The organism is Mycolicibacterium diernhoferi, assembly GCF_019456655.1.
Taxonomy (GTDB): domain Bacteria; phylum Actinomycetota; class Actinomycetes; order Mycobacteriales; family Mycobacteriaceae; genus Mycobacterium; species Mycobacterium diernhoferi.
The window spans coordinates 1,140,119-1,161,992 of the sequence record NZ_CP080332.1 but is presented as its reverse complement, the minus strand read 5'-3'; the positions used below and the strand labels follow the sequence as shown (position 1 = coordinate 1,161,992).

20 protein-coding genes are annotated in these 21,874 nt (G+C 67.6%); 11 read left to right on the top strand and 9 right to left on the bottom strand.

What is annotated here, in order from left to right; translation table 11 throughout:
* Positions 1-4: 4 nt before the first annotated feature.
* From K0O62_RS05530 to K0O62_RS05505, 6 genes are all read right to left on the bottom strand, one after another.
* Positions 5-1,078, bottom strand: coding sequence for an ABC transporter ATP-binding protein (locus tag K0O62_RS05530; RefSeq protein WP_073859743.1), 1,074 nt, complete (start codon positions 1,076-1,078; stop codon positions 5-7).
* A gap of 171 nt (positions 1,079-1,249) precedes the next feature.
* On the bottom strand, positions 1,250-1,636 hold the full coding sequence (rplL, locus tag K0O62_RS05525; protein ID WP_073859745.1) for a 50S ribosomal protein L7/L12: 387 nt from the start codon (positions 1,634-1,636) through the stop codon (positions 1,250-1,252).
* 33 nt (positions 1,637-1,669) lie between these two features.
* Positions 1,670-2,200, bottom strand: coding sequence for a 50S ribosomal protein L10 (gene rplJ, locus K0O62_RS05520; RefSeq protein WP_073859746.1), 531 nt, complete (start codon positions 2,198-2,200; stop codon positions 1,670-1,672).
* Between the two features lie 294 nt (positions 2,201-2,494).
* Positions 2,495-3,385, bottom strand: coding sequence for an ROK family protein (locus K0O62_RS05515; RefSeq protein WP_073859747.1), 891 nt, complete (start codon positions 3,383-3,385; stop codon positions 2,495-2,497).
* 2 nt (positions 3,386-3,387) lie between these two features.
* A complete protein-coding gene (locus K0O62_RS05510; protein WP_073859750.1) occupies positions 3,388-3,951 on the bottom strand; it encodes a DUF7158 domain-containing protein in 564 nt (187 codons plus the stop codon).
* On the bottom strand, positions 3,948-8,060 hold the full coding sequence (locus K0O62_RS05505) for a glycoside hydrolase family 38 N-terminal domain-containing protein (RefSeq protein WP_073859748.1): 4,113 nt from the start codon (positions 8,058-8,060) through the stop codon (positions 3,948-3,950). The genes K0O62_RS05510 and K0O62_RS05505 overlap by 4 nt, the downstream gene beginning before the upstream one ends.
* Before the next feature lie 138 nt (positions 8,061-8,198).
* Here K0O62_RS05505 and K0O62_RS05500 point away from each other — a divergent pair, with 138 nt between their 5' ends.
* The gene (locus K0O62_RS05500; protein ID WP_207551014.1) at positions 8,199-9,467 is read left to right on the top strand and encodes an IS30 family transposase; all 1,269 of its coding nucleotides are present in this window, start codon (positions 8,199-8,201) and stop codon (positions 9,465-9,467) included.
* 41 nt (positions 9,468-9,508) lie between these two features.
* Here the strand turns inward: K0O62_RS05500 and K0O62_RS05495 are convergent, their stop codons facing one another.
* Positions 9,509-10,459 carry a helix-turn-helix transcriptional regulator gene (locus K0O62_RS05495; RefSeq protein ID WP_073856948.1) on the bottom strand — a complete coding sequence of 317 codons (951 nt, stop codon included), beginning with the start codon at positions 10,457-10,459 and terminating at the stop codon, positions 9,509-9,511.
* A gap of 61 nt (positions 10,460-10,520) precedes the next feature.
* Between K0O62_RS05495 and K0O62_RS05490 the strand changes: the two genes are divergently transcribed.
* Together K0O62_RS05490 and K0O62_RS05485 are read left to right on the top strand one after the other, a co-directional pair.
* On the top strand, positions 10,521-11,036 hold the full coding sequence (locus tag K0O62_RS05490) for a DinB family protein (RefSeq protein WP_073856949.1): 516 nt from the start codon (positions 10,521-10,523) through the stop codon (positions 11,034-11,036).
* A 1-nt stretch (position 11,037) separates the two neighbouring features.
* On the top strand, positions 11,038-11,640 hold the full coding sequence (locus tag K0O62_RS05485; RefSeq protein WP_073856950.1) for a DinB family protein: 603 nt from the start codon (positions 11,038-11,040) through the stop codon (positions 11,638-11,640).
* 85 nt (positions 11,641-11,725) lie between these two features.
* Here the strand turns inward: K0O62_RS05485 and K0O62_RS05480 are convergent, their stop codons facing one another.
* Positions 11,726-12,574: a type IV toxin-antitoxin system AbiEi family antitoxin gene (locus tag K0O62_RS05480; protein ID WP_073856951.1), complete on the bottom strand. Its 849-nt coding sequence runs from the start codon at positions 12,572-12,574 to the stop codon at positions 11,726-11,728.
* Between the two features lie 127 nt (positions 12,575-12,701).
* A complete protein-coding gene (locus tag K0O62_RS05475; protein WP_073856952.1) occupies positions 12,702-13,295 on the bottom strand; it encodes a TetR/AcrR family transcriptional regulator in 594 nt (197 codons plus the stop codon).
* A 94-nt stretch (positions 13,296-13,389) separates the two neighbouring features.
* On the opposite strand from K0O62_RS05475, the gene K0O62_RS05470 reads away from it, so the two are divergent.
* The 8 genes from K0O62_RS05470 (at position 13,390) to K0O62_RS05435 (ending at position 21,830) form a co-directional block, all read left to right on the top strand.
* The gene (locus K0O62_RS05470; RefSeq protein WP_073856953.1) at positions 13,390-14,382 is read left to right on the top strand and encodes an oxygenase MpaB family protein; all 993 of its coding nucleotides are present in this window, start codon (positions 13,390-13,392) and stop codon (positions 14,380-14,382) included.
* A 58-nt stretch (positions 14,383-14,440) separates the two neighbouring features.
* Complete coding sequence (locus tag K0O62_RS05465) at positions 14,441-15,808, top strand: ABC1 kinase family protein (protein WP_073856954.1); 1,368 nt, start codon at positions 14,441-14,443, stop codon at positions 15,806-15,808.
* Complete coding sequence (locus K0O62_RS05460; RefSeq protein ID WP_073856955.1) at positions 15,805-16,701, top strand: alpha/beta fold hydrolase; 897 nt, start codon at positions 15,805-15,807, stop codon at positions 16,699-16,701. The genes K0O62_RS05465 and K0O62_RS05460 overlap by 4 nt, the downstream gene beginning before the upstream one ends.
* A 91-nt stretch (positions 16,702-16,792) precedes the next feature.
* Entirely contained in the window at positions 16,793-17,665 is an 873-nt protein-coding gene (locus K0O62_RS05455) for a cyclopropane mycolic acid synthase family methyltransferase (RefSeq protein WP_073856956.1), read from the top strand.
* Positions 17,666-17,840: 175 nt separating this feature from the next.
* Positions 17,841-18,725 (top strand): cyclopropane mycolic acid synthase family methyltransferase, encoded by an 885-nt coding sequence (locus K0O62_RS05450; protein ID WP_073856957.1) that lies wholly within the window; start codon positions 17,841-17,843, stop codon positions 18,723-18,725.
* Positions 18,726-18,774: 49 nt separating this feature from the next.
* Entirely contained in the window at positions 18,775-19,689 is a 915-nt protein-coding gene (locus tag K0O62_RS05445) for an endonuclease/exonuclease/phosphatase family protein (RefSeq protein WP_073856958.1), read from the top strand.
* Between the two features lie 507 nt (positions 19,690-20,196).
* Positions 20,197-20,637 carry a hypothetical protein gene (locus K0O62_RS05440; RefSeq protein ID WP_073856959.1) on the top strand — a complete coding sequence of 147 codons (441 nt, stop codon included), beginning with the start codon at positions 20,197-20,199 and terminating at the stop codon, positions 20,635-20,637.
* 716 nt (positions 20,638-21,353) lie between these two features.
* On the top strand, positions 21,354-21,830 hold the full coding sequence (locus tag K0O62_RS05435; RefSeq protein WP_131817403.1) for a hypothetical protein: 477 nt from the start codon (positions 21,354-21,356) through the stop codon (positions 21,828-21,830).
* Positions 21,831-21,874: the final 44 nt, after the last annotated feature.

Below are 21,874 nucleotides of genomic sequence, written 5' to 3'. Positions count from 1 at the left end.
GTGTCTACTCCTGGGTGACCGGGATGGACGTCGTCGGGGTGTCGTCCTCGTGGCTGTGCGAGCGCGCGATGTGACCGGGCTCATGCGCCTGGTACTTGTGCGTGCCCTCCAGATCGTCGCGGATCGCCTCCTGGGCGGCCGGGGGCAGGGTGTGCAGGATCTCGCGCACCCGTGCCTGACGGCGCCCGACGGCCTTGCGCTCGGGCATACCGGGGGTGGCCATCAGCTGCGGGGGCACGCCCTCGATCTCCTCGACACCGCCGTCGTGCTGGCCGGCCTCCATCATGGCCTGCTCGGCGGCTGCGGTGGCTTCGTCCTTCTCCTCCGACATGCCGATCGGGCCGATACGGCGACCGTTGAGGAACTGCTTGACCACCGGCTCCTCCGAGGTGAGCAGCACCTCGCGGGGACCGAACATGACCAGCTTCTTGCGGAACAGCATGCCGATGTTGTCCGGCACGGTCCGGGCGATGTTGATGTTGTGCGTCACGATCAGCACCGTCGCATCGATCTGGGCGTTGATGTCGATCAGCAGCTGGGACAGGTAGGCGGTACGCACCGGGTCCAGACCGGAGTCCGGCTCGTCGCAGAGGATGATCTTCGGGTCCAGCACCAGGGCACGGGCCAGGCCGGCGCGCTTGCGCATACCGCCGGAGATCTCACCGGGGAACTTGTGCCCGTCGTTGGGCATACCGACGAGTTCGAGCTTTTCCATCACGATGTTGCGGATCTCGGACTCGGACTTCTTGGTGTGCTCGCGCAGCGGGAAGGCCGTGTTGTCGTAGATGTTCATCGAGCCGAACAGCGCGCCGTCCTGGAACAGCACCCCGAACAGGGTCCGGATCTCGTAGAGCTCCTTGGCCGAGCACTCCAGGATGTTGGTGCCGTCGATGACGATTGAGCCACGCTCCGGGCGCAGCAGGCCGATCAGCGACTTCAGGAACACCGACTTACCGGTACCGGACGGGCCCAGCAGCACGCTGACTTCACCCTCGGGAACCGTCAGTGTGACGTCCTCCCAGATCTTCGACGATCCGAACGATTTACTCAGCCCAGTTACGTCGATTTGGACGCCCATACAAATTCCTTCCGGCTCACGGCCCCACCACGCCACCGGCTGCCCCGCCTGTGGCTTGAGTCACTGTAACCTACGCAGTTTTTCAGCAACGACTAACCGCACAGTCGGCGGCCCCCGAATACGACTGTGGGCCGGGTCGATATCGACCCGGCCCACAGTGCGTGAAGCAAACTACTTGACGGTCACCGAAGCGCCGGCAGCCTCGAGCTTGCCCTTGGCATCCTCGGCGGCTTCCTTGGAAACCTTCTCCAGCAGCGGCTTGGGGGCGCTGTCGACGAGGTCCTTGGCTTCCTTCAGGCCCAGGCCGGAGACGATCTCACGGACGACCTTGATGACGCCGATCTTCTTCTCGCCGGCACCCTCGAGGATGACGTCGAATTCGCTCTGCTCCTCGGCGGCCTCGGCGGCGGCCGGGGCGGCACCCGCAGCGGCGACTGCGACGGGAGCGGCGGCGGTGACGTCGAAGGTCTCCTCGAACTGCTTCACGAACTCAGAGAGCTCCAGCAGGGTCATTTCCTTGAACGCGTCGAGCAGTTCTTCGGTGGACAGCTTTGCCATGGTGATTCCTTATCTTGTCTTTGTGGGGTGGTCTCAGGCAGCCGAGTCTTCGGCGGCCTTCTTGTCTTGCAGAGCTGCGGCCAGGCGGGCGATCTGGGACGCGGGCGCCACGAACAGCGCTGCGGCCTGGGACTGCTTCGCCTTCAGCGCGCCGGCCAGCTTGGACAGCAGGACCTCGCGCGACTCGAGGTCGGCGATGCGGTTGACCTCATCGACGGAAAGAGCCTTTCCGTCCATGTAGCCGCCCTTGACGATCAGGGCCTTGTTGTCCTTGGCGAACTTCTTGATCGCCTTGGCGGCATCGACGGGCTCGCCGTTGATGAACGCGATGGCGGTCGGGCCGGTGAAGAGGTCTTCCAGACCCTCGATGCCGGCTTCGGTCGCGGCACGCTTCGCCAAGGTGTTCTTGGCGACGGTGTAGGTCGTGTCAGCACCCAGGGACCTGCGCAGCTCGGCAAGATTGGTCACCGTCAGGCCGCGGTACTCGGTGACGACGGTGGCCGTCGCCTCCTTGAACTTCTCGGCGATGTCGGCGACCGCGGTGGCCTTGTCAGCCTTGGCCATGCTTGCCTCCTCGTAATGGTTTGGACCATCGGGCGGAGGTTTTCGAGAGAGGGGCCTGGAAAAGACGAACGCCCCGACGCAGACAGGTCGGGGCGCGCAAGAATGCATCTACCTCGTCCTCCTGCGTGGGCCGCCCGGATGATCCCGGACCTTCAACCGATTTCTCGGTGACCGACGGTCTTCGGTGGAACTGCCCAAGGGTAGCCGACGGTTGGCCTGCCGCCCAAATCGCTGCGCTCCTAGCGCCGAGAGTGAAGTAGATCGCGAGAAATCACCCGAAGTTCGCCATCTACTTCACTCTCGGTGCAGGGCCAAGGCCGCCGCCCCGACCAGCCCGGCGTCGGAACCCAGCTCGGCGGGCACAATCCGCAGGCCCCTGATGAAGCTCAGCCCGGCATAGCGGGCCAGCACCGTCCGCAACGGGGCGAACAGCACCTCCCCGGCCTTGGCCACCCCGCCGCCGATCACCACCAGATCCAGGTCACACACCGCCGCGGTCGACGCGATCACCGCCGCCAGCGCCGTCGTCCCCCGCCGGAACGCCGCGAGCGCGATCGCATCACCGGCGGCCGCCGCGGCCGCCAACTCCTTGGCGTCCGCCCCGACCCAGCCCTGTTGTTGCGCCCACCGGGTCATCCGCGGCCCGGAGGCGACCGTCTCCACGCAGCCGGTGCCGCCACAGACGCAGAGCTCCCCCGCCGGGTCGACGACCATGTGCCCGACGTGACCGGCGTTGCCGGTGCGCCCGTCGTAGGGGGCGCCGTCGAGCACCAGTCCCCCGCCGATTCCGGTGGAGACCACCATGCCGAGCAGGAACTGCGCGCCCCGCCCCGCGCCGTGGCGGTGCTCGCCGAGCGCCATGCACACCCCGTCCCCACCCAGGCGCACCGGTAACCCGGTCAGCTCGGCGACCCGGTCCACGATCGGAAAGTCCTGCCACACAGCGATATTGACCGGGCTGATGGCGCCGATGTCGAGCGCCACCGGCCCGGCCGAGGCGATGCCGACTGCGCTCGCCGGGGCGGCGGCCAGCGCCTGGCCGATCAGGTCCGCGGTCACCTGCCAGGCGGCCTCGGCCGACTGCTTCGGGGTGGGCAGCTGGACGCGGTGCACCAGGGCGCCGTCCTCGTCCACGACGGCCGCGGCGATCTTGGTGCCGCCGATATCGAGGGCCAATACGTTCATGATCAGTGCCTGTGCGTGTTGTCGGATTGACGGGGATCGCCGGGGTGCTCGTATCCCGGGGCCAGCTGCACGAGTTCGGCGCACCGTGCATCCAGCCACAGCCGGAACGCCCGGCGCCGGGCCGCGGCCCGCAGGTGCTCGGCGATCAGCGGGCGGGCCTGGGCGAAGTCGAGCGCCTCGGTGCGCCGGGCGGCGAACCGTCCCGGGTTGCGCCGGTGATAGCCGGCGATCTCCAGATCGGTGACGTCCACCTCGGCGGTGACGCGGGCGAACGCCGCCCGGCCCGCCGGGGTGGCCAGTACCGCCGCGGCGATGCTGCCGATCTCCAGCCGGGCGGCCATGTCCGGCAGCACCTCCGCCGGCGTCGGCACCTGCCCGCCATCGGGTTCGGCGGCCACCACCCGCTCGGCCGTCACCAGCTGGGTCAGCCAGCGCCGCAGCTGACGCCCCTCGCTGGTCCCCGGCAGGGGTAGCGCCGAGGCCATATTGCCTGCCCGCAAGGCCTTTTCCCGCTCGTCGATCTCGGCGACGGTGACGACCTGACCGCCGACCAGGGCCGCGGTCACGGGATCACCACCGGCACCGCGGGCGAGTACAGCAGCCGGCCCGCACAGGCCACCCGGATCAGCGCCCACCACTGCCCCGGCGGCGCCCACGGCGGCGGCGCGGCCTCGAACTCGATGCGCGCACTGCCCCCAGCCGGCAGTCTGACCCCGACTACGTTCGGGCCCAACCATTCCCAGGTTCCCCACGGGCTGATCAGATGCGCTTCGGCCGCCAGATCGGCGCAGGCGTCGGTGCCGACGGTGACGCCGAACCGTGCGCTCTCACCGGCCCGGACCTGCACCGGACTCGGCTCGGCCGTCAGTTTCAGCACCGCACCCGCGGTGTCACCGACCTGCACGATGCAGACGTCCTCGACGACCTGGCGCCAGGATGTCGGGAGCTCGCCGCGGCCGTTGAGCGCGAGTTCGACGCGGATCGGGTACAGCCCGGGCGGCGCCGCCGCCGGCATCGTGGCGGTCACCTCGGTGTCCAGGTAGTCCCCGGGCGGCAGCACGAACGACAGTTCGTCGGTGTCGACGCTCCAGTCGGGCGGGCAGATCACCCGGACCTGGCCGTGCACCGCGGCGTCGGTGCAGTCGCTGGCCGCGGTGAGCCGAAGCCGCACCGGCGCACCGGGATCGGCGCGGAGTCGATGCGGGTGCAGATGGGCCACCGCCGGCAGCCCGCCCAGCGGGGCGGGGCCGCGGTTGTGCAGCCAGTACCGGGCGTACAGCGGTTGCGCCGCCTCCGCTTCCGGGGCCAACGCTTCGTTGTCGGCGTTGAGGACCTTGACCGCGTCCAGGCGGGTCAGCAGGGTGGCGATCTGGTAGCCGTGCAGGGTGAACGTGGCACCGTGGTCGAGGCGGCGTTCCAGCAGGTCCGCCGGGGTCGGCGGGGCCACCGCACTCAGCCCGGAGCGGATCACGAATTGGGTGTCCCGGCCGTGTGTTTCGACGATCCGCAGGGCCACCGTGGCGGGGTCGACGACGCGCACGCTGCCGGCTGCCAGCGGATTTCCCGCCGCCTTGAGCGCGCCGAGTTGGACACTGCCGCCGCCGTCGGAGTCCACGTCGAGCAGTGCGCCGTGCGCGGGCAGCCCGTCGGTGCCGGCGCGCCGGTTGCGCACCGCCAACAGCGGGTGTGAGAACGCCGCACTGCGGTGTGGGATCTCGCTGTCGCGCCAGTCCCCCGCACCGGCGGCCACCGCGTAGTCGAAGGTGTGCGTCCAGTGCTGCAGCCCGAAGCCGGAGCCGTCGGGTGCGGTGCGTCGCGGCGGGTCGATCCAGGTGCCCGAGGGCCAGCCGGTGCACGACCGCATCAGCGAGGTGTGCAGGGTGCCGTCGGGTTCGACCGCGAAGCCGGGTACCCCGCGGTTGAAGACGGCCACGGTCGCCGGCTCGAAGGGTTCCAGACCGGCCGGGGCGTGCTGCTGGACCGTGATCTCGGCGTCGGCGATATCGTCGACCAGCGCGTCGACACCACCGACGACAACGAGCACCGGCAGCGCCCGGACTCCGGTGAGGTCCGCACCGGGCACCCACTCGCGGGCCAGCGGCGCCGCGGCCGGTACCCATACCCGGGCCGCCCCGGTGGCGCCGATCTGGCGGTCCAGTTCCACCCGGTGCTCTGGCGATGTCTCCAATACCGCTGCGGTGAAGGAATTCTCATCGGGGTGACCGAGCGCGATGCGGGCGTCGGGCAGGTTGGAGTCCACCGACAGGTCGCCGTAGCGGGGGCGCCCGGCGGCACTGCAGGTGGCGGTGACACCGGCGCGCACCAGCGCGACCATCAGGGCGCGTTCGTCTAATCCCGCACCGGGGGTGACCACCTCGGCGACCGAGATCGCCCGCGCGCCGGTGCCGATGCGCACCCGCAGGGTGGCGGACAGTCCGAACCAGCCGTAGGCCGGGTTGTCCAGGGTCCACGGGTGCTGCGCAGCGTCCACCGCGCCCGCGCCGGCGTGCAGCAGTCCGAAGCCCCGGCCGATGACCGCGTCGCCGACCTCGCTGACCGGCATGGCGCCGGGCACCGGGCAGGGCCAGCACAGCCGCAGCAGTTTGTCCGCACCGGTGAATTCGTCTATCTCGGTGCGGCATTCGACACGGTCGATACCGTCCCACAGGGTCAGGGTCTGGGTGTAACGCAGCACGCCGGGGATCGCACCGGTGATCACCAGCCGCTCCCCCAGCGCGCACCGCCACCCCTGCACCGTCGCGGGGAACTGCGCCGAGCGGGTCAGCGGTCCCTTGGGCAGCAGGTGCCACGGACCTTCCCCGGCCTGCGGGTGCGCCGAGTATTCGTCGTAGACCGCCAGTTCGTTGCCGATCTGCCGGTCGGCGATGAGTTCACGTCCGTCGGCGATCAGGGAGTCGACACCGCCGCCGCGGGCCGGGTCGACCGTCAGCGTGTGGGTCCGGTTGGTGATCGTGGTCCCGTCGATCTCACGCCAGCGGGAGCCCTCGGCGTCGGCGTCGCACTGGTAGCCCTGCCAGCCGAGTGAGCCGATGTCCTCGGCCCGCCAGGTGACGGTGTGACCGTCGATCAGGGTGGGCAGCGCCCGGCCGGACATATCGCACATCTCACCGGTGAAGGGTTCGTCCAGGTATGCGGTGACCATGTCGGTTCGGCTGTGCACCAACGGATTCCACACCACCACCGGCGCGTCGACGGCACCGGAGAGCAGCCGCAGCGCGCTGTCTCGGGCACCACGGCCGATCTCCCACGCGTCGCGCCAGCCGGTGAGCAGGTCGAGGTACACCTGGTCGGATTCCGACCCGGTGATCGCGTCGTGATGCGCACCGTAGGCCAGTTGCACCCAGGCCTTGGCCAGCGCCGCCTGCGGATAGGTGGCTCCGCCCAGCACACCGGCGAACACCGCGAACCGTTCGGCCTCCAGCACCGCATTCTCGGCGGCCCGGTTGGCCTGTTTGGTGTCGATGTAGGAGACGTCCTTGCCGGTGTAGATCGGGTTCATGTCCCGGGTCTGCACAGAGGCCCGGACGCCGCGCTCGGCCAACTCGGCCCGCACGGCGGCGAAGAACTCCCGGGGCAGCGCACAGGTGAACCGCGGCCAGGTGTAGCGCGCGTTCCAGTCGCGGTGAATCTCGGTGACCCACTTGTTCGGTGGCGTGTAGTCGGTGCCCACCGGCAGCAGCACGTTGCGGGTCAGCGCCACCTTCTTCAGGTTGGTGAACAGCTTGTGGGTTTCGGCTTCCGCGTCGGCCAGCGACGCCGCGGAGTCCATCCACCAGCCCCCGGCGTAGTGCGCGGGCATGTAATGGGTGAGCAGCCCGCGCCCGGACGGGGCCGTCCACTCGAATTCGCTGGCGAACTGCATGCGTTCGGGATCGCCACCGCCCGCCATCGGCCCCCACTGGTGGTGCGGGCCGCGGGCCCAGGAACTGGAGGTCAGCCCGGCGTCGGCGGCCATCCCCGGGAACTGCGGATCGTGCCCGAACACGTCCAGCTGCCAGGCGGTGGCCGGGTCACCACCCAACACGTCACGCTGAAACCCGATGCCGGACACGAAGTTCCGGATCGCGGTCTCCGGGCTGGTCAGGTTGGTGTTGGGCTCGTTGTAGGTGCCGCCCATGATCTCGATGCGGCCCTCACCGATCATCCGGCGCAGATCGGCGCGTTCCTCGGGGTGGGTGTCCCAGAACGGTTTGAGGTAGTCGACCTCGGCCAGCACGAACTTGTAATCGGGGTCGCGGCGCGCCATTTCCAGATGCGCGGTGACCAGGTCGAATCCGTTGGTCTGCCGGCACAGGCCCTGCGGTTCCTCGGTCCACAGGCTGGTGTAGGCGGCCTGGGTGTTCCACCAGACCGGGTCGTAGTGGAAGTGGCTGATCATGAACATCGTCCAGCCGGGTTCGGCGTCGACGAAGGTGAAGGCGGTATCACCGATCGCGGCCTCCCGGTGCCGGCCGGGTTGCGGGTCGCTGACCTGCATCGGCACCTCGACGCTGCCGGCGTCCGGTTGTGCGACGGCCTCTCCCAGCAGGCCGGTGCCGGTCACCCGGACCGGTGTCGGCGCGGTGCAGCCGGTGTAACCGATGCGGACCAGCTGCACCGGCGAGTCCGGGGGCCCGACGAACAGGTCCGTCGACTCCGCAGCGGTGACGCGCATCTTTCGAACCCTACGTTCGGGCCTCGCGCTGCGGAGCCGTTCGGCGGCCTACGGTTTCCGGCGAAACTCGCGTACCCGCTGTCCCTTCACTCCTTGGCTTCAAGGGGTGGATGCAACAGCACTACTTGAGGAGTGCTGTTGTCTCGGAGATCGCTCAGGTCTGTTCGTGAAGCGTTTTGGGGTCATATCGGTGCCGGCCTGACCGAACGTCAGGCCGCTGTGGCTGCCGGCGTGTCGGTAACGACTGGGGTCACGTGGTTCGCTGACGCTGGCGGGGTGAAACCCCAGTTCACTGCCCCTAGGAAGAACGGTCGGCGACGGCGCCTGGATCTGGCTGATCGGATCCGGATCCAGATCGGCGTGCACAACTATGAATCGCTGAACTCGATAGGGCGCAGCTTGGGCCGGCCGGCCTCGACGATCAAATACGAACTCGACGTCAATGGTGCCATCGCCGCCCACAATGGCGGCAAGTCCGGCTACCGGCGCAAGGAACGCTTCGGGGCCCGCCAGAGCGGTCGCACCACGAGGTTGAAGTACGACGCGTTGCTGGCCCAGGTCCGCTCCGAGCACCGGGCTCGACGCCCCAAGGCGGGCAAGCTGGCCACCAATGCGCGGCTGCGCGATGCCGTGCAGTACCGGTTGGGCCACGAACAGCACAGCCCAGCCCAGATCGCCCACCGGTTACGGTGGGAGTTCCCCGACGATCCGGAGATGTGGGTGTCGCACGAGACGATCTACCAGGCAATCTACGTGCAGGGCAAGGGGAATCTGCGCCGCGACTTGCACACGTGTTTGCGCACGGGTCGAGCACTGCGCAAACCGCAGCACCGCCCCGACCAGCGACGCCCGCGTATCCGGGACATGGTCAGCATCAGTGACCGGCCTGCCGAGGTCGAGGATCGTGCCATCCCCGGCCATTGGGAAGGCGACCTGATCACTGGAACGGAAAACAAGTCCGCGATCGGCACCCTGGTCGAACGCAGCACCCGGTTCGTGATCCTGCTGCACCTACCCGATAACCACGGCGCCCTGGCAGTCCAAGAGGCCATCGTGGCCAAAATCGCCCAGCTGCCCGCGATCATGGCCCGCACGCTGACCTGGGACCAGGGCATCGAAATGGCCAACCACGCCAAGATCGCTGCAGCCACCGATCTCGACATCTACTTCTGCGATCCGCACTCACCCTGGCAACGAGGCACCAACGAGAACACCAACGGCCTCCTGCGCCAATACTTCCCCAAAGGCACTGACCTATCGGTCTTTCCCGCCGACTACCTCGACTACGTCGCCGCCAAACTCAACAACCGACCCCGCCAGACCCTGGGCTGGAGAACACCCGCCGAAGCCCTCGACGCATTACTGTCAGACCCGCCTAAACCACCCGCTGTTGCAACCACGACTTGAAACCGCCCTCCTGGGAGCAACCGGTACGCGTGTTTCGCCGGTCAGCGTGCCGCCGCCCTGCGGAGCCGTTCGGCGGCGGTCCGCACCGCGTCCGCAACCTCGGGTGGTTCGAGCACCTCGAACTCGCAGCCCGGCATGGCCAGGTAGAGCGCCATCTTGTCCGGGTCGTCGGCGCCGGTGGTCAAGATGCAGGCGTCGGGGCCATCCGGTTCGATCTGCACCGACGCCGCCGAGAAGCTCTGCGCCACAACGTCGCGAGGTGCCCGGTAGCGCACCCGGGCCACGTACCGGTAGGGCGAGCTGGTGATGGCGCGCTGTACGTACTGGGCGGCATCGGGCGCCGGGCGCGGGGTGAAGGTGCTGCCCAGCGCGCGGACGTCGGCCATCCGGTCCAGGCGCAGGCTGCGCCAGTCCTGTCGGTCGCGGTCGAAGGCCAACAGGTACCAGCGCCGCCCGGTGGTCACCAGTTGGTAGGGCTCCAGCCTGCGTTGTGTCTCGTTGTCACGGATGTCGGTGTAGGTGAGGTTGACGTGCTCGTGGTCGCGGCAGGCTCGGGCCAGCGTCATCAGCACCTCGGGGTCGACGGGCACGTCGCGGCTGGTCGGGGTCAGCGTGACGGTGCTGTCGTGCACCGCGGCGACCTGGGAGCGCAGCCGCGCCGGCATCACCTGGTCGAGTTTGGACAGCGCCCGCAGCGCGGACTCCCCCACCCCGGCGACACTGCCGCCGGCGGCCAGCCGCAGGCAGACGGCCATCGCCACCGCCTCGTCGGGGTCCAGCAGCAGCGGGGGCAGGGCCGCGCCGGCGCCGAGTTGGTAGCCGCCGCCGTGCCCCTTGCTGGCGTGCACCGGATAGCCCAGTTCGCGCAGCCGGTCGACGTCGCGGCGCACGCTGCGGGTGGTGACCTCCAGGCGGTCGGCCAGCTCCTCGGAGGTCCACACCCGGCGTGACTGCAGCAGGCCGAGCAGCTGCAACACCCTTGCCGTGCTCATATCCACATCCTGCCGCACTCTTAGGACCGAATCTGTCCTATATAGATGTCAGTCTTGGGTCATGAACAGCGAACTGCTCGCCGACCAGCTGAGTTTCCACTGGGAACACCAACTGCGACCTCGGCTCGACGGCCTCACCGACGACGAATACTTCTGGCAGCCGGTCGCCGACTGCTGGACCGTGCACCCCGACGGTGGGGTCGACTTCGCCAACCCGGAGCCGGAGCCTGCCCCGTTCACCACCATCGCCTGGCGGCTGGCGCACGTGATCATCGGCGTCTTCGCGATGCGCAACCATTCGCATTTCGGCGGGCCGGCCGCCGACTACCAGAGCTGGCCGTACGCCACCGACGCCGCGACCGCGCTGGGCCAGCTCGACACCGAATACGCGCGCTGGACGGCCGGGGTGCGGGGCCTGTCAGACGCAGACCTGGACCGCCCGTGCGGGCCCGCCGAGGGACCGTATGCCGACTATCCGATGTCCGTCCTGGTGCTGCACATCAACCGAGAGGTCATCCACCACGGCGCCGAAATCTCTTTGCTGCGAGACCTGTACACCCACACGAAGGAGAACTGAGATGCCCGCCATGCCCCCGCCGATCGCCGACGAGCGCGCCGGACTCAAGGAATACATCGCCGCCCAGCAGTACGCCTTCCACGCGATCGCTTTCGGCCTCACCGACGAGCAGGCCCGCGCCGCGCCCTCGGTGAGCACACTGTCCATCGGCGGGCTGATCAAGCACGTCACGAACTGCCAGCGCAGCTGGATGGAACGGGTGGCCGCGGCCCCGGAGCTCACCGACGGCGACAAGCGCCCGATGGAGGACCAGGCCGCCGACTACGGCGACGAGTTCGTGATGCGCGAGGACGAGACGCTGGCCGATGTCCTGGCTGCCTTCGATGAGCAGAACGCGGAGACGATCCGGCTGATCGAAACCACGGATCTCGGTGCGGCAGTGCCAGTTCCACCAGGGGTGCCGTGGTTCCCGAAGGACATCTCGGCGTGGTCGGTGCGCTGGGTGATCTTCCACATGATCGAGGAGCTCGCGCGCCACGCCGGGCAGGGCGACATCGTCCGGGAGAGCATCGACGGCGCCACGCTCTACGAGTTGCTGGCCGGATTGGAGGACTGGGAGCCGACGCCGTGGCTGACCCCGTGGGGCAAGCAGCCGGTCGCCTGAATATTGTGGCGAAACTCGCGTACCCGTCGCTCCTGCGCGCGGAAAAGCGACGGGTACGCGTGTTTCGCCGCGACCGGAGCGGCCGTCAGGGGCGGCCATCCCATCCGCGGGCGAGTAGCGCCGCGCGGCCCTCCGCGACGACGTCCGGGCCGCGGTGTTCCTTGATGACGTGGATTACGTACCAGCCCAGCTTCTGCAGTTCGCCGCGGGTCCAGACGTCGCGCGCGTACTGCTCGCGCGAGGTCAGGTGCTGTTCCCCGTCGTACTCGGCGCCGATCTTGTAGTCCTCCCACACCATGTCGATGCGCCGGATGTAGACCCCGTCCGCCCTGTACACCACGAACTGCGTTGTCGGCACCGGCAATCCGGCGTCGATGAACAGCATCCGCAGCCAGCTCTCCTTCGGGGACTCCGCCCCGCCGTCCACGAATGGCAGTGCCTCGCGAGCTCGAACCAGGCCGCGGGCGCGGGGATGCACCTTGGTCAGCAACATGGCGTCCTCGATCGAGAACGGCGAGGCATTCATCAGCGCGTCGAGGCGCTCGATCGCGTCGGCCCGGGGCAGCCGCCGGGCCAGGTCGAATGCCGTTCGCGCCGGCGTCGTCACCGGAATGCCACGCACCGTCATCGACTCGTCCGCGCACAACGTCTCCTCCCGGCCCCTGAGTCCGGGCTGTGGCCGGCACCGTCCGATCAGGTCGATACGTATGTCGTCATCCACCCACTTCGCACCGTGCACTGCGGATGCCGCGGGTCCAGCGATCACCGCACGCGGCACGGCCAGGCGGGCGGCGGCGATCCGCTCGAACAGCGTCGGCGAATGCCCCTTCGGCAGGTAGACCCCACGGAAGACCGGAGCGTAGCGGTGACGCAGCTGCGCCCGGGTGAGCAATCCTTCGGCCACCGCCTCGGCGCCAATGATGGGAACGGCCATGTTTGTTTGGACGCACCAGCGTGCTCCGCGGCTCCATTTTCTTGGCGAAACACGCGTACCGGTCGTTGATATCCGCGAAACAGCGACGGGTACGCGAGTTTCGCCGCAGAAAAAGGAGGGCGCGGACCTACCGGAAAAACCGCAACGCGTCGCTGACGACGGCATCCAGGTCATCCCCGAGGGCGCCGGACAGATACTGCTGGGCCAGCTCGGCCATCGCACCGGTGAACATGGCCGCACCGACGCGGGTGGCCACCGGGTCCGAGCCGGGGTGCAGCCGCGAGCCCTCCTCCAGCACCGCGGCCAGCAGCGCGTCCTGCAGCGCGGCGCGCCGGGCGGTGAGCACCGGGTTGGCGCGGGCGTCGGTGAACAGCACCCGGCCCCGGCGCGGGTCCGCCGAGCTGAAGCCGAGCACCGCGGCGATCCCGGCCCGGGTCCGGCTGGTCGGCGAGTCCCCGGCAACCGTCATCGCCGCGTCCACCGCGGCGCCGAGTTCGACGGCCACCTTGTCGAACACCGCACCGAGCAGTTCGTCTGTGTCGGTGAAGCTTTCGTAGAAATACCGGGTGTTCATGCCGCATTCCCGACATACCGAACGCACCGTCAGCGCGGATTCCCCGCCGTCGCCGAACAACGCGAAGGCGGCGTCGACCAGTAACCCGCGGCGTTCGGCGCGCCGGTCATCCAGGGGCACACCAGCCCACCGGGTCGAACTCGACATCCACCCAGGATAGATCTGGTCACGGTCGTAACCAAAATGTACTCTGGCTACATACGTGACCAGAAAGACGAAAACCAGATTAAGGGGTTCCGGCGTGGATATGCCGCACCAGGTGCTCGAGCAGATGCTGCAGCGCAAGTTCGACAAGGACGTACGCCGGCACTACTTCAAAGGCATGGAGTTCGCCGGCCCGGCCGGCGACCCGGGCTGGTTCGGGCCCGGTAGCGCGGTCTGGCACGTGCACTCGCACACCGAGGCCCTGATCTTCGGCCTGCAGTGCGCCGCCTACATCGAGCGCCTCGACCCGTCCATCTACTGGATGGGCATGCACCACTCCCGGCTGGTCAAGCGCGACCCGAAGACGGGTATCGCCGAGCCCGTCATCGATCCGAAGGGCGCCGCCGTGCGGCTGGGGCACTCCATCGCCTTCTTCATCGGCACCGCCTACGGCAACACCGAGACCGCCGAGCGGGTGTCGCGCACGGTCCGCTCGATGCACCACACCATCAAGGGCGTCCGCCCCGACGGCGCCGTGTATGACGCCGACGATCCGGACTGGCTGCGCTGGAATTACGCCACCGTGGTGTGGGGGCTGGCCACCGCGCACGAGATCTATCACCCGAATCCGTTGCGCGGCAAGAAACTGGACCGCTACTACGGGGAGTTCGTGCGGGTCGGGCACGCTCTGGGCGGCACCGACCTGCCCACCACCAAGGCCGAGACGCTGGAATGCCTGCGCTCCTACCTGCCTCGCCTGGCGCTCACCCACGGAGCGGCCATGGCCACCGGATCGAACCTGCCGATGCCGCAGAGCGCGGTGGACTGGGCCATCCGCGACACCATGCCCAAGTGGGCCAAGCAGCTGATCGGGCACACCGACCCCAACCCCGTCGAGCGGGCGGCCCGGCGCGCCATGGTCTGGTCGATCATCAACGGCCTGCACACCGCGGCGGGCACCACGATGGAGTTCCGCCAGGCCCAGGCCCGGGTGGCCGATGGCACCACCTGCGACCACACCGAGCCGACATATGTGCTGGGTAGCGACCCGGAGCTGAGTCGCACCGAGGTCGAGCACAGCTTCGCATGAGTATGACGCAGCGCACACTTGTGTTCAGCGGCACCTCGGGCTTTGAGACACTGCAGACATGAGTTCCACGCCGAGAACAAAGCACCGCGAGCCCGCCAGGCTGGACCGGGTGCCGCTGCCGGTCGAGGCCGCCCGCATCGGCGCGACCGGGTGGCAGATCACCCGTACCGGCGCCCGCGTCGTCGGCACCATCATGGGCAAGGGTTCGCTACAGCAGAAGATCGCCAAACAGGTCCCCAAGACCTTCGCCGATCTGGGCCCCACCTACGTCAAGTTCGGGCAGATCATCGCCTCCAGCCCGGGCGCGTTCGGTGAGCCACTGAGCCGGGAGTTCCGCAGCCTGCTGGACCGGGTGCCACCCGCGGACAAGGCCGAAGTGCACAAGCTGTTCGTCGAAGAACTCGGGGCCCGGCCGGAGAGCCTGTTCAAGTCCTTCGACGAGACGCCGTTCGCGTCGGCCTCCATCGCGCAGGTGCACTACGCGACACTGCATTCCGGTGAAGAAGTGGTGGTCAAGATCCAGCGGCCCGGCATCCGCCGGCGCGTCGCCGCGGATCTGCAGATCCTCAAGCGCGGCGCCCGCCTCGTCGAGTTCGCCAAACTGGGGCAACGCCTTTCCGCTCAGGATGTGGTCGCCGACTTCGCCGACAACCTGGCCGAGGAGCTGGACTTCCGACTCGAGGCGCAGTCCATGGACGCCTGGGTCGCGCACATGCACTCCTCCCCGCTGGGCGCCGACATCCGAGTACCGCAGGTCTATTGGGACCTGACCAGTGAGCGGGTGCTCACCATGGAACGCATCCAGGGCACCCGCATCGACGACGTCGCCACCATCCGCAAAAAGGGTTTCGACGGCGAGGGCCTCGTGAAGGCCTTGCTGTTCAGCGTGTTCGAGGGCGGGCTGCGGCACGGCCTGTTCCACGGCGACCTGCATGCCGGCAACCTCTATGTCGACGACGACGGCAAGATCGTGTTCTTCGACTTCGGCATCATGGGCCGCATCGATCCGCGTACCCGGTGGCTGCTGCGCGAACTCGTGTACGCGCTGCTGGTCAAGAAGGACCACGCCGCCGCCGGCAAGATCGTCGTGATGATGGGCGCGGTCGGCACCGTGAAACCCGAGGCCCAGGCCGCCGAGGACCTGGAGAAGTTCACCACCCCGTTGACCATGTCCACCCTCGGCGACCTGAGTTACGCCGAGATCGGCAAGCAACTCTCGGCGCTGGCCGACGCCTACGACGTGAAGCTGCCCCGGGAGCTGGTGCTCATCGGTAAGCAGTTCCTCTACGTCGAGCGCTACATGAAGCTGCTCGCGCCGCGCTGGCAGATGATGAGCGATCCGCAGCTGACCGGATACTTCGCCAACTTCATGGTCGAGGTCAGCCGCGAGCACAAGTCCGACGACGAGCCGGCACCGATCGAATGAAGGTGCGTACCGGCGTCGCGAAGTCGGGTGACCTGGACATCGTCTACGAGGATTTCGGCAACGAGGGTGACCCACCGGTCGTGCTGATCATGGGCCTCGGCGCGCAACTCCTGTTGTGGCGCAAGGGGTTCTGCGAGAAACTGGTCGACCAGGGGCTGCGCGTCATCCGGTTCGACAACCGGGACGTGGGGCTGTCCTCGAAACTGCCCGGCGCACACAGCGGAGCCGCGCTGGCCCCGCGGATGGCACGCTCGCTCATCGGCGTCAAGAGTCCGGCGGCCTACACGCTGGAGGACATGGCCGACGATACGGCCGCCCTGCTCGACCATCTCGGGCTGGACCGCGCACACATCGTCGGTGGTTCGATGGGCGGGATGATCGCCCAGGTGTTCGCCGCCCGGCACGCCGCCCGAACCCGCTCACTGGGGGTGATCTTCTCCTCCAACAACCGGGCACTGCTGCCGCCGCCCGGGCCCCGGCAACTGCTGGCCCTGTTGCAGAAGCCCGCCGACACCAGCCCGGAGAGCGTCATCGCCAACAGCATCCGGGTCTCCCGCATCATCGGCAGCCCCGGATACCCGGCACCCGAGGACAGGGTGCGCGCCGACGCGCTGGAGAGCTACGAGCGGTCCTACCACCCGGCCGGGGTCGGCCGGCAGTTCGCCGCCATCCTGGGCAGCGGCAGCCTGCGCCCCTACAACCGGGCGACCACCGCCCCGACGGTGGTCATCCACGGCAAGGCGGACAAGCTGATGCGCCCGTCCGGGGGCCGCGCGATCGCGCGGGCCATTCCCGGGGCAAGACTGGTGCTGTTCGACGGGATGGGCCATGAGCTGCCGGAACCGCTGTGGGACGACATCGTCGGCGAACTCAAGACCAACTTCTCCGCGTAAGCCGCGCAGGACCCGGCGGGGCGGCGTAGCATCCCGCGCAAGCCCGGTCGTCGCCGATCGGGACGTGAACGAGGTCGCCGGGGGGGCGCGTATGACCGACCGCAAAACCAAGCTCAAACCGAATTTCTCCGACGTACAGGCGCACTATGACCTGTCCGACGAGTTCTTCGCGCTGTTCCTGGATCCGAGCCGGACCTACAGCTGCGCCTACTTCGAGCGCGATGACATGACCCTGGAACAGGCCCAGCTCGCCAAGATCGACCTGTCGCTGGGCAAGCTGGGCCTGCAACCGGGCATGACGCTGCTCGACATCGGCTGCGGCTGGGGCGCGACGATGATGCGCGCGCTGGAGCGCTACGACGTCAACGTCATCGGGCTGACGCTGAGCGAGAACCAGAAGGCGTTCGTGGAGGGCGAGTTCGCCCGCTCGGACAGCCCGCGCCAGAAACGGGTCCTGCTCCAGGGGTGGGAGGAGTTCGACGAGCCGGTGGACCGGATCGTGTCGATCGGCGCATTCGAGCACTTCGGCTTCGAACGCTATGACGCGTTCTTCGCCATGGCGCACGCCGCCTTGCCGGATGACGGTGTCATGCTGCTGCATACGATTTGCGGTAAGACGTTTCCGCAGCTGATCGACGAGGGTATACCGCTGACGTTCGAGGTTGCCAGATTCGTCAAGTTCATCCTGACCGAGATCTTCCCGGGCGGCCGGCTGCCCTCGATCGAGAAAGTGGAGGAACACGCCACCCCAGCCGGTTTCACCGTCGAGCGACGCCAGTCCCTGCGGTTCCACTACGCACGCACTCTGGACCACTGGGCCGAGGCGCTAGAGTCTCATAGAGACGAGGCCGTCGCCGTCCAGTCAGAAGAGGTGTACGAGCGCTACATGCGCTATCTGACCGGGTGCGCGAATGGTTTCCGGGTGGGCTACATCGACGTCAATCAGTTCACGATGACGAAGTAGTTCGACAACTTAAAGAAACGCTGCGCGCCGGGTCAAGACACGGCCCGCGCGGACATCAATGACACGCTGCGGGCATCCCGCAGGAATGGCACTACTGCGGGTAGGGTTCCGCGTCAAGCGGGCACCAGAAACATGGTGGGCACCGCAGTGCACGATCGAGAGGGCAAGCGCTTTCATGTCTGACAACTCAACCGGCACTGCGGAACTGCGGCCGCACTTCGAAGAGATCCAGGCACACTACGACCTGTCCGACGACTTTTTCGGCGTCTTCCAGGACCCGACCCGCAAGTACAGCTGCGCCTACTTCACCGGGCCCAGCGTCACGCTGTCCGAGGCTCAGATCGCCAACGTCGACCAGCATCTGGACCGGCTCGATCTCAAGCCGGGCATGACACTGCTGGAGGTGGGCTGCGGCTGGGGCCTGACGCTGCAACGCGCACGGGAGAAGTACGACGTCAACGTCATCGGGCTGACGCTGAGCAAGAACCAGAAGGCGTACTGCGATCAGCTGCTCAGCGGGGTCGACAGTGACCGCACCTTCGACGTCCGGCTGGAGGGCTGGGAGCAATTCCACTCCCCCGTCGACCGCATCGTCTCCATCGAGGCCATCGAGCACTTCGGGTTCGAGCGCTTCGACGACTTCTTCAAGAACAGCTACGACATCCTGCCCACGGACGGCCGGATGACCATCCAGAGCAGTTGCGGCTACCACCCCGACGATCTGCGGGCGCGCGGCAAGAAGCTGACGTTCGAGCTGGCCCGGTTCGCCAAGTTCATGGCCGAGGTGATCTTCCCCGGCGGCCGCATCCCGAGCACGCAGATGCTGGTGGACCACGGTGTGAAGGCCGGCTTCACCGTGCCCGAGCCGCTGTCCCTGCGCAACCACTACATCAAGACCCTCGGCATCTGGGCCGCTCGCCTGGAGCACAACAAGGAGCAGGCCATCGCGGCCGCCGGCGAGCAGCACTACAACGACTACATGAAGTACCTGACCGGCTGCCAGTACTACTACCTCGACGAGGCACTCGACGTCAGCCTGGTCACCTACATCAAGCAGTAGTTCTTCCGTTGCACGACAGCGGGTTTCCCCTTTGCCGGGTTGTCCGCTGATGCTGGTTCTGGGTTGGCTCCTGCTGCTGCTCGCTGCCACCGCATTGGCCGCACGGTTCCTGGCGGCCGGCAATCGCTGGGTGGTGGCCACCGCGGCGCTGTCCCCATATCTGATGCCGGCGGCCCCGGTGGCGGCGGTGGTGTTCGGGCTGTCCGGGCACTGGGGGCCGGTCGCGGTTTCCGCGGCGCTGACGGTCGCGGCGGTGGCCGTGCACCTGCCCTGGTACCTCGGTGCTCGCTTGCCCGGGCCCGGCGCCACCGTGCGGTTCCTGTCGGCGAACCTCTATCTCGGTAAGGCCGAGCCCGCCGCGGTGGCTCGGCTGGCCATCGAAAGTGCCGACATCCTGGCCGTACAGGAGCTCACCGGAGAACTGGCGGAGGCGCTATCACCCTTGCTGGCAACGGAATTCCCGTACTCGACGCTGCGGCCCCGCGACAAGGCCGCCGGGGTGGGGTTGTGGAGCCGATTCCCGATCACCGATTCCGGCAGCGACGAGAGTTTCAGCCGCGGCTTCATCCATGCACGGGTGCAGGCACCCGAGACCGAGATGACGGTGGTGTCCACCCATATGCCGCCACCGCGTTCGGCTTTCACGTCGTGGCGCGAGGACATCCGCCGGCTGGGACCCGCGCTGCGTGCCGTCCCGGCCGCCGGCCCGGTGATCGTCGGCAGCGACCTCAACGCCACCCCCGACGTCCGCGAGTTCCGCCGGCTGCTGCGCGACGGCTACCGCGACGGGGCGGCGCAGGTCCACGCCGGGCTGACGCGGACGTATCCGTGCCATCTTCCGATCCCGCCGTTCCTGGCCGTCGACCACATTCTGACCCGGGATGCGGTGGCGACGTCGATGCGCACGGTGTCCGTCGCCGGGTCCGATCATCTGGCGTTGGCAGCGACCGTGGTGCTGCACTGAGGGCAGCCACCGGCTTTCGCCAACGGGCCATTTGGGTTTCGCCCCGGCGACAAGGTCTCCAGGTGGGCGTAGATATGGCGCAGTTGACAGCAACGTCAATAACTGGCGCGAGCGCTCCTCACATTCCTCCGGGTCCACGGGGTCACGCGCGGCGAGGGACCTACTCGAGCGGACCCCATCGGTCGGCACCTACCTACCGCCACCAGCCTTTAATAGACATCCGCGTAAATACAGCAAAGACTTCGACAGTCCGACGGAGCGAGCAGACCCGGCCCAGCGAACGACTCGGCAGCCACTGATCGCGCCCCCGCCCGCGGTTCTCAGCGAATGAATCACCATTGCGATCAGAAATTCGACGCAAACCACAAGATGTTGCGTGTGATGGCTATATCGACTGCAAATCGGCCTGTGAGCTGCGCGTATGTGTTGACAGGCGCCCGCCGTTCTGTGATGCTTTTCCCAACTTTCGACGCAATAGGGGGACGAATGTCGGCCATGGTTCGAAGAATGAACATCGGTATCGCCGCCGGGGCAGTTGCCGCCGCAGCAACTCTGCTGCCGGTTTCAGTGGCCCATGCGGACACCGAGGCCGCGCCCACCGGCTCGCTGGGCTCCCAGGTCGGGTCGGCGCAGTGTGTGCCGACCGCGACGACCTCGTGCGCGCCGATCGGGCTGCCGAGCGCCGCCGCGCTGGCGGCGGCCGCCTCCAACCCCGGCTTCCCCGACAACCTCATCCAGAACAAGCTCTGGTGGCTCGGCCGGGCCAACGATAAGCCCCGCTCCACCATCCTGGAGTTCACCCCGATGAGCCTGGTGCCCGGTTTCCTCAAGCCGCTGTACGGCTGGTTCACCGCCAAATGGGATCTCGAGGTCTGCGTGTTCGGCCTGACCGCGACGCTCGGGCCGTACGGCACCACGAAGCTGTCCGTCGGCCGCGGCTGCAACTAACCCGCCAGCTTTACCCCTGAGTCCCGTATCGCTTGCAGCGGTGCGGGATTCAGTCTTTGGCAGGATTCCCTTCGCGCCGGCCACCGGGGATCAGCCGCCGCCACCAGGGCCCACGGGGATCGCTGTAGGTCGGGCACTGCCCCGGCGCGCACACAGCGCACTCCGATCCTGAGCGATAGTGCTCGTGCGCGGCGCGCTCATGACCGCACCGACATCTCTCGCTGGACACGTGCCGAATCTACGCCCTGGTACGCGAACGACCCGAACAACACCGCCGAGCGGTGTTCCAGCGACGTTCCGGTTAGAGCCTCCCCACCCCGAGAAATATCGGCAGCAACGTCAATATCGCTTCGTGCCCATGGCCGATCCCCCATCCTGCGCCAGCCGTGGTTACGACCGCCGCCCCAATGCTTAGCCTGTCTACCAGCACAGATAACCAAAAGGTGACCGCAGAACAGAGATCTCGCAACCTAAGCGACGCAGCCTGACACCAGCGAACTATCAACGAAGCGTGTTTCACAGCAATTTTCGGCACGCCCGTCCTGTTAGTGCGAATACTCCATTCGCAAAATCCAGGTTGCCGATTGCATCCATATGAACAATTCGTTTCGTCCAATTTCCGCCGAAACACGTGCCGCTAGCTGCGGCTATGTGTTGACAGCGTCCGCCACCTCTGCGATGCTTTTCGCAACTTCAGGTCCATACAGGGGGACGAAATGTCTGCTTTAGCCCGCAAGATCAATATCGGAGTAGCGTCCTGCGCCATGGCGGCCGCAGCAACGCTCACGCCGACGACCGTTGCGCAGGCGCAGCCCGCCCCGGCGCCGATCAGCGCACTGGGCGGCCAGCTCGGTCAGCTCGGCGACAGTGACTGCGTCACGGTCAGCGGTGCACCCTGCGCGACCGCATTTGTCGCTGCCGCGGCCGGCCCGTCGGCCAGTGCGACACCCGGCGGCATCGTCCGGAGCATCTTCCAGAACGACCTGTGGTGGATCGGGAAGGCCAACCCGAATCCGCCGGCACGATCCAACATTCTCGTCTTTACCCCGCTCAGCATGGTGCCGGGGTTCCTGAAGCCGGCGTACAGCTGGTTCACCAAGAACCTGAACTTCGAGGCGTGCTTCCTGGGAGCTTCCGTCAAGCTCGGCCCGTACGGCACCACGACCCTCTCCGTCGGGCGAGGCTGCAAGTAGTTTTGGCTTTTGTACAGAATCTGACGTCACCGGCGCGGATCCGT

Excerpts from the sequence above, each read along its gene's own strand:
- K0O62_RS05530 (WP_073859743.1), bottom strand. The coding sequence starts at position 1,078 with ATGGGCGTCCAAATCGACGTAACTGGGCTGAGTAAATCGTTCGGATCG.
- rplL (WP_073859745.1), bottom strand. The coding sequence starts at position 1,636 with ATGGCAAAGCTGTCCACCGAAGAACTGCTCGACGCGTTCAAGGAAATG.
- rplJ (WP_073859746.1), bottom strand. The coding sequence starts at position 2,200 with ATGGCCAAGGCTGACAAGGCCACCGCGGTCGCCGACATCGCCGAGAAG.
- K0O62_RS05515 (WP_073859747.1), bottom strand. The coding sequence starts at position 3,385 with ATGAACGTATTGGCCCTCGATATCGGCGGCACCAAGATCGCCGCGGCC.
- K0O62_RS05505 (WP_073859748.1), bottom strand. The coding sequence starts at position 8,060 with ATGCGCGTCACCGCTGCGGAGTCGACGGACCTGTTCGTCGGGCCCCCG.
- K0O62_RS05495 (WP_073856948.1), bottom strand. The coding sequence starts at position 10,459 with ATGAGCACGGCAAGGGTGTTGCAGCTGCTCGGCCTGCTGCAGTCACGC.
- K0O62_RS05490 (WP_073856949.1), top strand. The coding sequence starts at position 10,521 with ATGAACAGCGAACTGCTCGCCGACCAGCTGAGTTTCCACTGGGAACAC.
- K0O62_RS05485 (WP_073856950.1), top strand. The coding sequence starts at position 11,038 with ATGCCCGCCATGCCCCCGCCGATCGCCGACGAGCGCGCCGGACTCAAG.
- K0O62_RS05480 (WP_073856951.1), bottom strand. The coding sequence starts at position 12,574 with ATGGCCGTTCCCATCATTGGCGCCGAGGCGGTGGCCGAAGGATTGCTC.
- K0O62_RS05475 (WP_073856952.1), bottom strand. The coding sequence starts at position 13,295 with ATGTCGAGTTCGACCCGGTGGGCTGGTGTGCCCCTGGATGACCGGCGC.
- K0O62_RS05465 (WP_073856954.1), top strand. The coding sequence starts at position 14,441 with ATGAGTTCCACGCCGAGAACAAAGCACCGCGAGCCCGCCAGGCTGGAC.
- K0O62_RS05460 (WP_073856955.1), top strand. The coding sequence starts at position 15,805 with ATGAAGGTGCGTACCGGCGTCGCGAAGTCGGGTGACCTGGACATCGTC.
- K0O62_RS05455 (WP_073856956.1), top strand. The coding sequence starts at position 16,793 with ATGACCGACCGCAAAACCAAGCTCAAACCGAATTTCTCCGACGTACAG.
- K0O62_RS05450 (WP_073856957.1), top strand. The coding sequence starts at position 17,841 with ATGTCTGACAACTCAACCGGCACTGCGGAACTGCGGCCGCACTTCGAA.
- K0O62_RS05445 (WP_073856958.1), top strand. The coding sequence starts at position 18,775 with ATGCTGGTTCTGGGTTGGCTCCTGCTGCTGCTCGCTGCCACCGCATTG.
- K0O62_RS05440 (WP_073856959.1), top strand. The coding sequence starts at position 20,197 with ATGAACATCGGTATCGCCGCCGGGGCAGTTGCCGCCGCAGCAACTCTG.
- K0O62_RS05435 (WP_131817403.1), top strand. The coding sequence starts at position 21,354 with ATGTCTGCTTTAGCCCGCAAGATCAATATCGGAGTAGCGTCCTGCGCC.